13 protein-coding genes and 2 tRNA genes are annotated in these 12960 nt (G+C 67.5%); 11 read left to right on the top strand and 4 right to left on the bottom strand.

Features of this window, described 5'->3' with window-relative positions:
* Positions 1 to 95 precede the first annotated feature (95 nt).
* Positions 96 to 758 carry a LutC/YkgG family protein gene (locus BHE01S_RS04865; RefSeq protein WP_042261133.1) on the bottom strand — a complete coding sequence of 221 codons (663 nt, stop codon included), beginning with the start codon at positions 756 to 758 and terminating at the stop codon, positions 96 to 98.
* 82 nt (positions 759 to 840) lie between these two features.
* The gene (gene pncB, locus BHE01S_RS04860; RefSeq protein WP_042261308.1) at positions 841 to 2055 is read right to left on the bottom strand and encodes a nicotinate phosphoribosyltransferase; all 1215 of its coding nucleotides are present in this window, start codon (positions 2053 to 2055) and stop codon (positions 841 to 843) included.
* 326 nt (positions 2056 to 2381) lie between these two features.
* Between pncB and fdxA the strand changes: the two genes are divergently transcribed.
* From fdxA to BHE01S_RS04820, 8 genes are all read left to right on the top strand, one after another.
* A complete protein-coding gene (fdxA, locus tag BHE01S_RS04855; RefSeq protein ID WP_028206706.1) occupies positions 2382 to 2705 on the top strand; it encodes a ferredoxin FdxA in 324 nt (107 codons plus the stop codon).
* Positions 2706 to 2862: 157 nt separating this feature from the next.
* Positions 2863 to 2938, top strand: a tRNA-Asn gene (locus tag BHE01S_RS04850).
* A gap of 82 nt (positions 2939 to 3020) precedes the next feature.
* Positions 3021 to 3096, top strand: a tRNA-Asn gene (locus BHE01S_RS04845).
* Positions 3097 to 3204: 108 nt separating this feature from the next.
* A complete protein-coding gene (locus BHE01S_RS04840) occupies positions 3205 to 3696 on the top strand; it encodes a CreA family protein (RefSeq protein WP_042261131.1) in 492 nt (163 codons plus the stop codon).
* 28 nt (positions 3697 to 3724) lie between these two features.
* Positions 3725 to 4627 (top strand): helix-turn-helix transcriptional regulator, encoded by a 903-nt coding sequence (locus BHE01S_RS04835; RefSeq protein ID WP_042261129.1) that lies wholly within the window; start codon positions 3725 to 3727, stop codon positions 4625 to 4627.
* A 147-nt stretch (positions 4628 to 4774) separates the two neighbouring features.
* Positions 4775 to 5494 (top strand): AzlC family ABC transporter permease, encoded by a 720-nt coding sequence (locus tag BHE01S_RS04830; protein WP_084068565.1) that lies wholly within the window; start codon positions 4775 to 4777, stop codon positions 5492 to 5494.
* A complete protein-coding gene (locus BHE01S_RS04825) occupies positions 5491 to 5814 on the top strand; it encodes an AzlD domain-containing protein (RefSeq protein WP_042261125.1) in 324 nt (107 codons plus the stop codon). Before BHE01S_RS04830 ends, BHE01S_RS04825 begins: the two co-directional genes overlap by 4 nt.
* A gap of 134 nt (positions 5815 to 5948) precedes the next feature.
* Positions 5949 to 6710 (top strand): DUF4088 family protein, encoded by a 762-nt coding sequence (locus tag BHE01S_RS04820; RefSeq protein WP_042261123.1) that lies wholly within the window; start codon positions 5949 to 5951, stop codon positions 6708 to 6710.
* Positions 6711 to 6753: 43 nt separating this feature from the next.
* Here the strand turns inward: BHE01S_RS04820 and BHE01S_RS04815 are convergent, their stop codons facing one another.
* Together BHE01S_RS04815 and BHE01S_RS04810 are read right to left on the bottom strand one after the other, a co-directional pair.
* Positions 6754 to 9012, bottom strand: coding sequence for an ATP-dependent helicase (locus tag BHE01S_RS04815; protein ID WP_245639639.1), 2259 nt, complete (start codon positions 9010 to 9012; stop codon positions 6754 to 6756).
* A 194-nt stretch (positions 9013 to 9206) separates the two neighbouring features.
* The gene (locus BHE01S_RS04810; RefSeq protein WP_042261121.1) at positions 9207 to 9704 is read right to left on the bottom strand and encodes a hypothetical protein; all 498 of its coding nucleotides are present in this window, start codon (positions 9702 to 9704) and stop codon (positions 9207 to 9209) included.
* A gap of 307 nt (positions 9705 to 10011) precedes the next feature.
* On the opposite strand from BHE01S_RS04810, the gene BHE01S_RS04805 reads away from it, so the two are divergent.
* The 3 genes from BHE01S_RS04805 to panS all read left to right on the top strand — a co-directional run bounded on the left by BHE01S_RS04805 (position 10012) and on the right by panS (position 12939).
* On the top strand, positions 10012 to 10233 hold the full coding sequence (locus tag BHE01S_RS04805) for an RNA-binding S4 domain-containing protein (protein WP_042261306.1): 222 nt from the start codon (positions 10012 to 10014) through the stop codon (positions 10231 to 10233).
* Between the two features lie 145 nt (positions 10234 to 10378).
* Entirely contained in the window at positions 10379 to 11785 is a 1407-nt protein-coding gene (locus tag BHE01S_RS04800; protein ID WP_042261118.1) for an MATE family efflux transporter, read from the top strand.
* A gap of 191 nt (positions 11786 to 11976) precedes the next feature.
* Positions 11977 to 12939, top strand: a complete 963-nt coding sequence (panS, locus tag BHE01S_RS04795; RefSeq protein ID WP_042261115.1) for a ketopantoate/pantoate/pantothenate transporter PanS — start codon at positions 11977 to 11979, stop codon at positions 12937 to 12939.
* Positions 12940 to 12960: the final 21 nt, after the last annotated feature.

Below are 12960 nucleotides of genomic sequence, written 5' to 3'. Positions count from 1 at the left end.
TGGCGGCGCCGTCGAAGGCCGCCGCGCGTGCGTTCGTGCGGACGAGCGCCAGCGCCGCGCAGAGCGTCCCCGCGCAAGCGCTTGCGGTGCTGCGCTCACGCGCCATGCACGACGATCACATGCACGCGATACGGCCCGTGTGCGCCAAGGATGATGGTCTGCTCGATGTCGCCGGTGCGCGAAGGCCCCGAAACGAAGTTGACCGCGCGCGGCAGCTCCGCGCGTTCGGCGCGCATCAGCGCGAAGGCGTCTTCGTGACCCGCGACGATGCGCGAAGCGGGCACGACGGCGATGTGCGTTTCGGGCAGCAGCGCGCCCGAGGCCCACGTCTCGCGGCTGGAGAGCAAGACCAGCGTGCCGGTTTCGGCCGTGGCGCAAAAGCAGCCCGTGAGGCCGACGAGATCGCGATCTTCGGGTTTGCGGAACTGGACGGCGAGGCCCGCGCCGGCCCAGTCGAACGTATCGAGCGTTTGCCACGCGACGGCCTGCATCGGCAGGCTGCGCCCGGCGAGATAGCGTTGCGCGGCGGCGGGCACGTCGGCGAGCTGCTGGACTTCGTCGACCGTGCTCGACATCTTTTGCGCCTCGCCAACGAAACGCGCGACGAGATCGCCTTCCAGCGGCGGCCGCGGACCTTCGGGATGAAGCGCGAGGTACTCGGCCACCGCTTGCCGCTCGTGCGCCGCGGGCGTGGCTTCGCGTCCCTGCGCCGCGCGAATGCGCGCGAGTATGCTGCGGCGGGCGGCCGTCGTGTCCATGAACGTCCTCGTCAGATGAAGAAAGGCGACGCGCCGATTATACCGGGGCGCCGCCTGCGATCCGCGGGTCTCGCGGGCGCGCTTATTCAGCCGCCTGGTTGCTCTCGCACTCTTCCTCCGTGGGCTGCTCGATGCCGAACACCTGGCGCAAATAGGCGAGATAAGCCCTGTCGTCGCACATGTTCTTGCCCGGCGAATCGGAGAGCTTGGCGACGGGCTGACCGTTGCAGCGGACCATCTTGATGACGATCTGCAGCGGCTGATAGCCGAGGTCGTTGGTGAGATTCGTGCCCACGCCGAACGCGAGGCGGCAGCGGTCGCCGAAACGCTCGTACAGGCGCAGCACCTTGGGAATGTCGAGCGCGTCCGAGAAGATCATCGTCTTCGTACGCGGATCGCAGCGGTTGTCCTCGTAATGCTTGAGCAGGCGCTCGCCCCACTCGAACGGATCGCCCGAGTCATGCCGCGCGCCGTCGAAGAGCTTGCAGAAGTACATGTCGAAGTCGCGCAGAAAGGCCTGCATGCCGTAGACGTCCGACAGCGCAATGCCCAGATCGCCGCGGTATTCCTTCGCCCACATCTCGAAGCCGAAAATCTGCGAGTCGCGCAGACGCGGCCCGAGCGCCTGGCACGCCTGCAGGTACTCATGCGCCATCGTGCCGAGCGGCGTGAGATTGTGCTTCATCGCGTAGTAGACGTTGCTCGTGCCGGTGAACTGCTCGCCGAGATCGTCCTTGAGCGTGAGGATCACCTCCTCGTGCCAGCGCTTCGAGAAGCGGCGGCGCGTGCCGTAATCGGCGATCTTGCAGTCGGCGAATTCGGGCTTCGCGCCGAGCAGCTCGATCTTGTGGCGCAGGCGCTCACGGCCCTCCTCGTACTGCGGATGATGCTGCGTGTTGCGGAAATACACCTCGTTGACGATCGCGAGCACCGGGATCTCGAAGAGGATCGTGTGCAGCCACGGCCCCTTGATCGCAATGTCGATCTCGCCGTTGGCCTTGGGCGACGGCGTGACCGAGATGTACTTTTCATTCAGGTGAAAGAGCGCGAGAAAGTCGATGAAGTCGCTCTTGATGAAGCGCATCTTGCGCAGGTAGTCGAGCTCGGTCTCGGCGAAGCGCAGCCTGCACAACTTCTGGATCTCGCTGCGGATCTCGTCGACGTAAGGCACGAGATCGACGTTCGGCGTGCGGCAGCGGAAACGGTATTCCACATTGGCTGCGGGGAAATGATGCAGCACCACCTGCATCATGGTGAATTTGTAGAGATCGGTATCGAGCAGCGAAGTAATGATCATGATGGGCCAGCCGGACTGCAATCGGATAGCGCCCGCGAAGCGGGAACCGGACGCGCTGCCGGGCAGATGCCCCGCAGCGGTTCCGGGCGGCGGGCGCCAGCGGTGCGTCCATGTTACCCGAATGCCTGCGCGCGCCGCGTGCCCGGCGGCACGGCCCCTCGCGCACAAAGGGTAAAACGCTGCGGGTCCCCCTCGCATATAAACTAATCACGAAACGATCTAAGGACGGTTGCGGGCCTGTGGTTGGGGTAATTCCTCATCAGTTACAATAGCGTTTTTGGCGAACCGCCATCCCCCGATACAAAAAGCTTGCAGGAGCTGCCTGAATGACTCACGTTGTGACCGAAAGCTGCATCAAGTGCCGCTATACCGACTGCGTCGATGTGTGCCCGGTGGACTGCTTTCGCGAAGGTCCCAACTTCCTCGCGATCGACCCGGACGAGTGCATCGACTGCGCCGTGTGCGTTGCCGAGTGCCCGGTGAACGCCATCTACGCCGAGGAAGACGTGCCCGGCGACCAGCAATCGTTCATCGAGCTGAACGCCGACCTCGCGAAGGGCTGGCCGAGCATCACCAAGACCAAGGCCCCGCTGCCGGAAGCCGACGAATTCAAGGACGTGAAGGACAAGCTCGCGCTTCTTGCACGGTAATCGCGCGCTGATCGCTTGTTCGGGGTGTCTCCCCGTCGCCTGAGTGGACAGTCGCGTGCAGTCCCTTGCACAGCGGATTGCCCTGAACATCAGATCGCGACAGGGTATTGACAGACCCAGCCGGACCCCATAGAATCTCGTTCTCTGCTTTTGTTGATCCCCGATAGCTCAGTCGGTAGAGCGCCGGACTGTTAATCCGTAGGTCCCTGGTTCGAGCCCAGGTCGGGGAGCCAGGATTCGCAAAAGCCCGTTCGTGTTGAGCACCGCGCAGAACGGGCTTTTTCATGACGTAAAGCGTTGTCGCTGTACTGCTGTTCCCCGATAGCTCAGTCGGTAGAGCGCCGGACTGTTAATCCGTAGGTCCCTGGTTCGAGCCCAGGTCGGGGAGCCAAAATATCGAGGGGTTGCGTGTTTGCACGCAACCCCTTTTTCTTTTGCTGCACGCCTTGCGCACGCCGCCCTCCCCGATAATGTCGCTTCGTCATCCTCGGGAATCCGCATGAAATCCACCCGCCTTGCCGCCCGCCTCGCGCGCCCGCTCGTCGCCTGTGCGAGCCTCGTCGCCTGCGCCGCCGCCCACGCCGAGCAGATCGGCAGCGTGAACACCAACTTCCGTCTGACCGGCTCGGACAAGGTCGTCGTCGAGGCCTACGACGATCCGCAGGTGCAAGGCGTCACCTGCTACGTCTCCCGCGCGCGCACGGGCGGCGTGAAGGGCACGCTCGGCATTGCGGAAGATCCGACCGAGGCGTCGATCGCGTGCCGGCAGGTCGCGCCGATCTCGTTCACCGGTCCGCTCAAACAGCAGGCCGACGTCTTCAACGAGCGCATGTCGCTCCTCTTCAAGACGCTGCACGTCGTGCGCGTGGTCGACGCGAAGCGCAACGCGCTCGTGTATCTGACCTACAGCGACCGCGTGGTGAGCGGCAGCGCCAAGAACAGCGTCACGGCGGTGCCGGTGCCCGCGGGCACGACGATTCCGCTGCGCTAAACTGGGGATCTGTGCAGGATCCTTCACCATGACCGATTCCCGTTTTCGAGACCGTGTCCGCTACTGGCGCACGCCGCTGCTGCCCGGCGCGGATCTCGTCACGGCCGAATACCACGAACACACGTTCGCGCCGCACTGGCACGACGCCTACACGATCCCCGTGATCGAGGGCGGCGCGGAATGCTTTCGCTATCGCGGGACGCAGCATGTCGCCGCAACGGGCAGCGTGCCGGTCATCAATCCGGGCGAGCTGCACACGGGCTCGCGCGCCGACGAAGAAGGCTGGCGCTATCGGGTGATGTACGTGCCGGTCGACTTCCTGCACGAACTCGCCGGCGAAATCGCCGGACGCGCGCAGCCGTTGCCGTGGTTCGACGCCGAGGTGATCCACGATCCCGATCTCGCGCGCAGACTCTCACGCGCCCACCGGCTGCTGGAAGCCGACGCCAACTGGCGGCGCGCCGCGGCCGCAGCGCAAACCGTGGCGGGCGCCAGTCCGGCATCGCCTTCGGCGCCGTGTGCCGATCCGCTCGCCGTGGAAGATTCGCTGCTCGACGCACTCTCGACGCTGCTCACGCGCTACGGCCGCACGCGCGAGGCGGCGCTCGGGCACGGCCCGAACGATGCGCGTGTGGAAACCATGAAGGCGCGCCTCGCCGCCGATCTCGCCACGCCGCTGCGCGTGGCCGATCTCGCCCAGACGGTCGGCCTCTCGCCGTTTCACGCCACGCGGCTCTTCACGCAGGCAACCGGCCTGCCGCCGCACGCCTGGCGCACCCAGTTGCGCCTGCAGCGCGCCCTCGCTCCGCTGCGCGAAGGCGCGACGGTCGCCGATGTCGCCGCGGCAAGCGGTTTCACCGACCAGAGCCATTTCACGCGACACTTTCGGCGCATGTTCGGCGTGCCGCCGGGGCGCTGGCAATCGTCCTGAACGCGCGAGCCCGCGTCCCGCCGCAAGAACGTACAAGCCACGCGCAAGGCCGCCCGCTATGCTGTCCCCGTGTATCAGGAGGACAGTTTGACCACGCATCCCAACCGCCTTGCCGAATTCGTCGCCGGCGCGCGCGACACGATACCCATGATGGTGGGCGCCGCGCCCTTCGGCGTGATCTTCGGCACGCTCGTCACCTCGGGCCCGCTTTCGCTCTGGCACGGCCAGCTCATGTCGCTCGCCGTGTTCGCCGGCTCGGCGCAGTTCATTGCGCTCGGGCTGATCGCCTCGCACGCGAGCTTCGCCGTGATTCTGGCCACCACGTTCATCGTGAACCTGCGGCACGTGCTCTACAGCGCGACGCTCGCGCCCTATGTCTCGCACCTGCCGCTGCGCTGGCGCCTCGTGCTCGGCGGCCTGCTCACCGACGAGGTCTTTGCCGTCGCGTGGGCGCATTTGCGCCGACATCCGCCCGGCGACGACGTCTCGCCGTGGCATTTCCTCGGTTCGGGGCTCGCGATGTACCTGAACTGGCAGCTCTGGACTGCGGCCGGCCTGCTGTTCGGCGCGGCGTTCCCGGGTCTGCAGTCGCTCGGCCTCGACTTCGCGATGGTCGCGACCTTCATCGCCATCGTCGTGCCGCAGCTGGTTGCGTTGCGCTACTTCGCCGCCGCCGCGACCGCCGGCGCGCTCGCCTTTTTCTGGCAGGGCTGGCCCTACAAGCTCGGGCTGCTCGGCGCCGTGCTCGCGGGCGTGCTCGTGGGTGTGGCGCTCTCGCGCCCAGGCTCCTCGCGCGGCGCGCGCGCCGGCAGCGAGTCCTCCCGCAAGTCCCACAACCTCCGACGCACCGCAGGAGCCGGGCAATGAACTACGTCGTCCTGATTCTCGGCATGGCCCTCGTCACGCTGGTCATTCGCACTGCGGTGTTCGTGCTCGGCGACCGGCTGGTGTTCCCGCCGCTCGTGCGCACGGCGCTCGGCTTCGTGCCCGTCACCGTGCTCACGGCGATCATCGTGCCGATGGCTGTCTCGCCCCACGGACAAGGCGCCGAACTGACCTGGCGCAACCCGCAGCTCGTCGGCGCGCTCGCGGCGATCGTCGTCAGCGCGCTCACGAAGCGCCCGCTCCTCACCATCGCGATCGGCCTCGGCGTGTTCTTCCTCTGGCAAGGCGTCGTCCTGCGCTAGCGCCGCCCCTCGCCCCATAGGCTCAAGTTTCCCCCAGGGGCGCCGTTAAACCCGTCAGGGCCTGCTTCGGCAGGCCCCTGCTCGAACGGCGAGAGCACGCGAGAAGCGACAAGGATTACACCGGGGCAACCACAATGGGGCATATCACCCTCAACCTGAAGGATGAAACGCTTGCGTCGCTGCGCAAGGATTTCGACGCGTTCCTGCGCGTCTCGCTCAAACTCGACCCGCAGTTCGCCACGCCGGAATTCGAGGATTACCTGCGCGCGAAGCTGCTCGACAACATGACGCCGCTCACGGAGCACGCTGTGCAGCGGCTCCTGCAAGGCGGCCAGTACGCGTGGGCCAAGCGCACGCTCGACAAGGAATTTCCCGAGGTCGTCTCGATCCTGATGCGCCAGGCGGGCGAATTCGGTTTCGGCTTCGCGTCGCGTCCCGAGTGGACGCCCGACGAACTCTCGAAACAGTGCCGCGACTGGGCGGCGGCCATCGTGAGCGAAGCCCAGGGCGACGACACGCTGGTCGATCCGCTAGCGGCGCAGATCAAGTCGGGCGTGCAGGACATCCAGGCGCTCGAAGAGTCGATGCAGACGCCCGCGTGGCGTCTGACCGAGTCGCTGCGTCAGCGCGCGTACGAAGCGAAGATCGGCTGCGAACAGGCTAGCGGCAGCGCCGCACGCGAGCGCCTGGGCGAACTGCGCGGGCTGCTGAGGCTCGGCGTCACGCATGGCGTGTTCCAGAAACAGGAAGCGCAGCAAATCATGGAGTATCTGCGCCTGCTCAAGCCCGAAATTTTCGTCGAGGAACCCGACGACGTCTTCACGCGCCTGGCCGCGTGGATGCGCAACTTCTTCATGCCGCCGCAGCGCAGCACGGCGCGCGAGCAGCGGCGCTGAGCACTGGCGCGCTGCCTGACAGCGGCGCGCCCCCCTCGCCCCCTTAATCCCACATCTTCCTGAGCTTCGCGGCGATTTCGACCTTCGCCTGCGCTGCGGCGGCGAGTCCAGCCGCGCTCGGCGCACTCGCCACCGGCGCGGGCGGCCACGCGCGGGATTCGAACAGCGGCAGCATGGGCGCCGCAATGAAGCGGGTGCGCGAGGCCCACACGTGCCGGTCGCCCGACGCCACCTGGTTGTGCACATAAAAGCGCTGCGGCACGACGATGTGCAGATCCTCCTTCGCGCGCGTCATCGCGACATAGAGCAGCCGCCGCTCCTCCTCCAGTTCCTCGTCGCTGCCCGCGCCGAGATCGGACGGAATGCAGCCGTCCACGCCGTTGAGCACGAACACGTTGCGCCACTCCTGACCTTTCGCCGAGTGAATCGTCGAGAGGATCAGATAGTCCTCGTCAAGCAGCGGATCCGCGGATTCGGCGCTCGTCGCGTCGGGCGGATCGAGCGTGAGTTCGGTGAGAAAACGCTCGCGCGAGGCATAGGTGCTCGCAATGCTCTCCATCTGCAGCAAGTCGGCGAGACGCGCCTGGCCGTCTTCGTGATTACGCTCGAGGTGCGGCTCGTACCAGCGCCGCACGCGCTCGAATTCGGCGGGCCACGGCGTCGAACGCATCGAGAGGCTGTCGACGAGCGACGCAAACGCGGGCCAGTCCTCGGCTGCGCGCGGCGGCGGCGCGAACGCCGCGAGCGCCTCGGCGGCGCGATACGCGCCCGTGCACGCGGCCACCTGGTCGAGCAGGCGCGCGGCGTTGGCGGGCCCGACGCCCGGCAGCAACTGCGTCACGCGAAACCCCGCCACCCGGTCGAGCGGATTCTCGGCCCAGCGCAGCACGGCCAGCACGTCTTTCACGTGCGCGGCGTCGAGAAAACGCAGTCCGCCGAACTTCACGAACGGGATATTGCGCCGCGCCAGCTCGATTTCGAGCGTCGCGCTGTGGTACGCCGCGCGAAACAGCACGGCTTGCTGTTTGAGTTTCATGCCCGCTTCGCGCGCCTCGAGAATCTGCTCGACGACGTAGCGCGCCTGGGTGGCCTCGTCGGCCACGGTGACGAGGCGCGGGCGCTGCTGCGAGGGGCGATCGGTCCACAGGTTCTTGGTGAAGCGCTCGGCGGCCGCGTCGATCACGGCGTTCGAGGCGGCGAGGATCGGCGCCGTCGAACGGTAATTGCGCTCGAGCGTCACCTGACGCGCGGGCGGATCGAACTGCGCCGGGAAGTCGAGGATATTGCGCACGGTCGCGCCGCGAAACGAATAGATCGCCTGGGCGTCGTCGCCGACCACGGTGAGGCCGCGGCCATCGGGCTTGAGCGCGAGCAGGATCGAGGCCTGCAGGCGGTTGGTGTCCTGGTACTCGTCGACGAGGATGTGGTCGAAGCGCCCCGCGAGATCGGCGGCAATGGCCGGCTCCGCGGCCATGTGCGCCCAGTAGAGCAGCAGGTCGTCGTAGTCGAGGACGTTCTGCTTCTGCTTGGCGTCCACGTACGACGCGAACAGCGTACGCAGCTGCGGCTCCCACTCCAGGCACCACGAGAACGAACGGTTGAGCACGTGGGCGAGCGAATCGCCCGTGTTGACCGCGCGCGAATAGATCGCAAGACAAGTCGATTTCGAAGGGAAGCGCTTTTCCTTGGCCGACAAACCCAGTTCGTGGCGCACGAGGTTCATGAGATCCGCGGAATCCTCGCGGTCGTTGATCGTGAACGCCGGCGAAAGGCCGATGCGATCCGCGTACTCGCGCAACAAGCGCGCGCCCACGCCGTGAAAGGTCCCGGCCCAGGTGAGCCCCTGCGCGAGTGCGGCGGCCGCGCCCGGCGCGCTCGCGGCGATACGCGCTACGCGCCGCGTCATTTCCTGCGCGGCACGCCGCGAGAACGTGAGCAGCAGAATGCGGTGCGGGTCGGCGCCGCCTGCGATCAGATGCGCAACGCGGTGCGCGAGCGTATTCGTCTTGCCCGACCCGGCGCCCGCGATCACGAGCAGCGGCCCCGGCAGCGCCGAACCCGGCGCATAGCCCGCTTCGCCGCCGTGCTCGACGGCCTCGCGCTGCGCGTCGTTGAGTTTCGCAAGCCACGCGCAAACGGCGTTGGCCGCTTCGGCGCGCGCCGGGCTGGCATCGGAAACGGAGGAGTCGGCAACGGAAACGGTAGACACGGCGGGCGCTGGGACGATGAACGTGGCGAATCGGGAAGGAGCGACGCACACTGTATATCCATACACCATGCATCCGCAAGCGCCTGATTCCATGGCGATCTGGCGGGATTTAACGACGACGCGGCACGTTTCGCCGCCGCCGGCACCTGCCGGCACCTACGTGCGCTTACAGGAACCCCGGAGCCGCCAATGAAACGGCGGCGCCCGTCGCCGGACGCCGCCGCTCACAAGCCCTGGCAAAGGCCGGCGCTCTAACAGGCGCGGCTGCCATCGGCATCGGCCGCTCGTTACTGCGACTGGCCGCCCTGCTGGGCCGACATGCCGTTCATCTGGTCCTTCATTTCCGAGTCGTTGGCCTGACGGTCGGCCTTGTGGTTGATCTTCGCGTCCTTTACCTGCGCCTTGTACTGCGACTTCGCCTGCTTCTTCGCGTCGCTGTATCCGGCGTTCGCCGACTTCTTCGCGCTGCGGTATTCGGCATCCGCCGCCGCGTTCGCATTGCGCTTTTGCACCAGCGGGTCGGCGGACTGCGGGGCGGTCAGGGCCTGCGGCGCGGGCGCGGGTTGCGCGATCCCTGCGGCCGCGGGCGCCTGGCTCGGCGCCTGGCCGGTCATCTGGGCCGGGGCGGCACCCGGCGCCATGGCCGGTGCGCCGGAAGGCGCCATCGTCGGGGCTTCGCCGGCCTGGGTCGCGTTTTGAGCATACGCGCCCTGCGCGAATACGGCGGCAGTGGTCACGGTGGCAAAAGCGGCGGTAGCAGTGAGCAGCTTGCGAATCTGGGTCATGGCGTATCCTCTTTGCAGTGGTTCCGAAGGCGCGTTTGCGGACGGGCGAGCCCGCCACAAACGCGCCCCCGCTCGATGGAGCCGCTCGGGCAAACCTGAGCGGCGCGGTCGATCCGGGTGAAACCATTCTGGTATGAAGATCGCCGTCGGGTCCCGCGACGTTACGCAACGTTTCATTTGCTGACGAATTCATAACATCTGGCCCCTCGACGTGGGAAATGCGGAGAGCGACGCCGGCAAGTCCGCCATCGCTTATGATGCTCACCCTTCGCGCGCCAGCCGCACGCCTTTCGAATTGCAATCCGCCATGCCCAACCTCGATTTCACGCTGACCGGCGACTACGTCGAACTGCACAATCTCCTGAAGATCACCGGACTCGCCGACAGCGGCGGCTCGGCCAAACAGATCGTCGCCTCCGGCGCGGTGAAGGTGGACGGCGAAGTCGAGCTGCGCAAGACGTGCAAGATCCGCGCGGGCCAGGCCGTGCTCCTCGGCGACACGCGCATTGCCATCAAGGCGGGCGAGTAAGCGCCGCGGGAACTTGCCCGCAGGCGCCAGCCATGCACCAGTTTTGAGCATCAGGATCGACAAGGTCGCTGTCTCGCAATAAGCTTTCAGTTTTGACAGACGAACCCTGCCGCGCGGCGCGCTTGTCTCGCGCCGCTTGTTTTTCATGACTCGATCCACGCTTTCCCGCCGCGCCGTTGCCGCGCCGCCCACGCTGCGCCGCCATGCGGCCGACACCGCGCGCCTCGCCGGGCCGCTCGCGATCGCCCAGCTCTCGCAGATGGCGATGAGCGTGACCGACACGGTACTGCTCGGCTCGCTCGGCGCCGACGCGCTCGCCGCGGGCGGCCTTGGCGCCAACCTGTTCTTCGTGGTGGTGACCGTGCTGCAGGGCGTGCTGACCTCGGTCAGCGTGAGCGTCGCGCAAGCGCGCGGCGCCGACAACGAAAGCCACGTGCCGCACATCTACTGGACCGGCTTCGCGCTCTCGCTGCTGCTCTCGGTGCCGGCGTTCGCCCTGCTCTCGTTCGCCGAGCCGATCCTGCGCGCCCTCGGGGAGCCGACGCTGCTTGCGCATCACATCGGCGAATACACGGCCGTGCTGCGCTGGGGAGCGCCCGCCAGCCTCATCGGCGTGGGGCTCATGCGCTCGTTCCTGCCCGCCATCGGCGCGGCGCGGCGCCTTCTGTGGGTGTCGATTGCGTGCGTGTTCATCAACGGCTTTCTGAACTACGGGCTGATCCACGGCGCGTGGGGTCTGCCGCGGCTCGGCTTTCTCGGCTCGGCCGTGGCGACGACCATTACCGTGTGGCTCACGACGTTCGTGCTGATGGCGCTGCTGCACCTGCGGCCTTCGCACCAGCGTTTCGTCGTCGCGCGCCGGCCGACGGCGCCGCTGATGGGCGAACTCTTCACGATCGGCTGGCCGGTTGCAATCACCTATGCGGTCGAGGCGACGCTCTTTCTCGCCACCGGCCTGCTCGCGGGCCTGCTCGGCGAGACGCCGCTCGCGGCGCACCAGATCGCCCTGAACGTCGCCTCCGTCACGTTCATGGTGCCGCTCGCGATCGGTCAGGCGGCCAACGTGCGCGTGGGCTACTGGTCCGGCGCGGGCATGCCGGGCGCGGCGCGCCATGCGGGCTTCGTCGCGCTCGGGCTCGGCATCGGCTTCATGTCGCTCTCGGCGCTCGTGATGGTGCTTGCGCCGCACTGGATCGTCGGACTCTACCTGCATCTCGACGACCCGGCCAATGCGCACACGGTGTCGCTGGCGGCCACGCTGCTCGGCGTCGCGGCCATCTTCCAGATCGTCGACGGCGCACAGACCGTGGGTTCGGGCTGCCTGCGCGGCCTGAAGGACACGCGCGTGCCGATGCTTGCGGCGACGCTCGGCTACTGGGGTATCGGCTTTCCGCTCGGCTACGCGCTCGCGTTTCACTTCGGCATGGGCGCGCTCGGGCTCTGGTGGGGGCTGGCGGCGGGGCTCGCCACCGTCGCCGCGCTCATGACGTGGCGTTTTCACCGGATGAGCCTGCGCTCGCAGGCTCGCGCCACGACGAGCCGCGCGGGTTGAAGCGTTGGCTTAACACGCCGGGCCGCACCGGCCCGACCGGTTAAAATACGCGCCAGGCGCCGCAAGCGGCGTCCGTCCCACGAGGGCAGGAACAATCTGGAGACAGCCGCGCCCGCGAGCGCCGCCGGCCACCCCGGCACCGTTTGCCGTGCGCCGACGCATAACGAAACCCACTCACGGACCACCCTTTCATGCTTGCCCCGATTACCCGACTCTTCCCGCTCTGGGCCGTCCTCGTTTCCCTGCTGGCCTACTTCGATCCGGGCCTCGTCGCGCCGATCGCTCCGCACGTCACGACGCTCCTGATGATCATCATGCTGGCGATGGGCGTCACGCTCTCTTTCGCCGACTTCCAGCGCGTCTTCACGCGGCCCGCGCCAGTCGCCGCGGGCATCTTCCTGCACTATCTCGTCATGCCGCTCGCCGCCTGGGCGATCGCCAGGGTGCTGCACATGCCGCCCGATCTCACGGCGGGCATGGTGCTCGTGGGCAGCGTGGCGAGCGGCACCGCATCGAACGTGATGATCTATCTCGCGCGCGGCGACGTCGCGCTGTCGGTGACCATCAGCGCGCTCTCCACCCTGGTCGGCGTATTCGCGACACCGCTCCTGACGCGTCTTTACGTCGATGCGTCGATCGTCGTCGACGTGCGCGGCATGCTCATGAGCATCCTGCAGATCGTCGGCCTGCCGATCGCCATCGGCCTTGTCGTGAACCGCCTGGCGGGCTCCGCCGTGCGCCGCGTCGAGCCCGTGCTGCCGCTCGTCTCCATGGTGTCGATCCTCGCGATCATCGCCGCCGTGGTGGGCGGCACGCACGCGAGCATCGCCACGGTCGGCCCGCTCGTCGCGCTCGGCGTCGTGCTGCACAACGGCATCGGCCTGCTCGGCGGCTACTGGGGCGGGCGCCTCCTCGGCTTCGACGAGTCGGTGTGCCGCACGCTGGCCATCGAAGTGGGCATGCAGAACTCGGGCCTCGCCGCGACGCTCGGCAAGCTCTACTTCTCGCCGCTCGCCGCGCTGCCCGGCGCGCTTTTCTCGGTGTGGCACAACCTCTCGGGGTCGGTGCTCGCCGGCTACTGGGCCGGCAAGCCGGCGCGCGGCAGCGCGCGCGATGCACAAGGCGCCCCGCACGCCTCGCCCGGGCGCGGCTGATCCGCGCGATGGCCGGGCGCA

Source organism: Paraburkholderia heleia NBRC 101817 (genome assembly GCF_000739775.1).
Taxonomy (GTDB): Bacteria; Pseudomonadota; Gammaproteobacteria; order Burkholderiales; family Burkholderiaceae; genus Paraburkholderia; species Paraburkholderia heleia.
The sequence above is the reverse complement of the archived record's forward strand: the minus strand, read 5'-3'. Positions and strand labels throughout refer to the sequence as shown.

Bases quoted from the DNA above. Each gene is read 5' to 3' on its own strand.
- BHE01S_RS04865 (WP_042261133.1), bottom strand. From the start codon at position 758: ATGGACACGACGGCCGCCCGCCGCAGCATACTCGCGCGCATTCGCGCG.
- pncB (WP_042261308.1), bottom strand. From the start codon at position 2,055: ATGATCATTACTTCGCTGCTCGATACCGATCTCTACAAATTCACCATG.
- fdxA (WP_028206706.1), top strand. From the start codon at position 2,382: ATGACTCACGTTGTGACCGAAAGCTGCATCAAGTGCCGCTATACCGAC.
- BHE01S_RS04840 (WP_042261131.1), top strand. From the start codon at position 3,205: ATGAAATCCACCCGCCTTGCCGCCCGCCTCGCGCGCCCGCTCGTCGCC.
- BHE01S_RS04835 (WP_042261129.1), top strand. From the start codon at position 3,725: ATGACCGATTCCCGTTTTCGAGACCGTGTCCGCTACTGGCGCACGCCG.
- BHE01S_RS04830 (WP_084068565.1), top strand. From the start codon at position 4,775: ATGATGGTGGGCGCCGCGCCCTTCGGCGTGATCTTCGGCACGCTCGTC.
- BHE01S_RS04825 (WP_042261125.1), top strand. From the start codon at position 5,491: ATGAACTACGTCGTCCTGATTCTCGGCATGGCCCTCGTCACGCTGGTC.
- BHE01S_RS04820 (WP_042261123.1), top strand. From the start codon at position 5,949: ATGGGGCATATCACCCTCAACCTGAAGGATGAAACGCTTGCGTCGCTG.
- BHE01S_RS04815 (WP_245639639.1), bottom strand. From the start codon at position 9,012: ATGGAATCAGGCGCTTGCGGATGCATGGTGTATGGATATACAGTGTGC.
- BHE01S_RS04810 (WP_042261121.1), bottom strand. From the start codon at position 9,704: ATGACCCAGATTCGCAAGCTGCTCACTGCTACCGCCGCTTTTGCCACC.
- BHE01S_RS04805 (WP_042261306.1), top strand. From the start codon at position 10,012: ATGCCCAACCTCGATTTCACGCTGACCGGCGACTACGTCGAACTGCAC.
- BHE01S_RS04800 (WP_042261118.1), top strand. From the start codon at position 10,379: ATGACTCGATCCACGCTTTCCCGCCGCGCCGTTGCCGCGCCGCCCACG.
- panS (WP_042261115.1), top strand. From the start codon at position 11,977: ATGCTTGCCCCGATTACCCGACTCTTCCCGCTCTGGGCCGTCCTCGTT.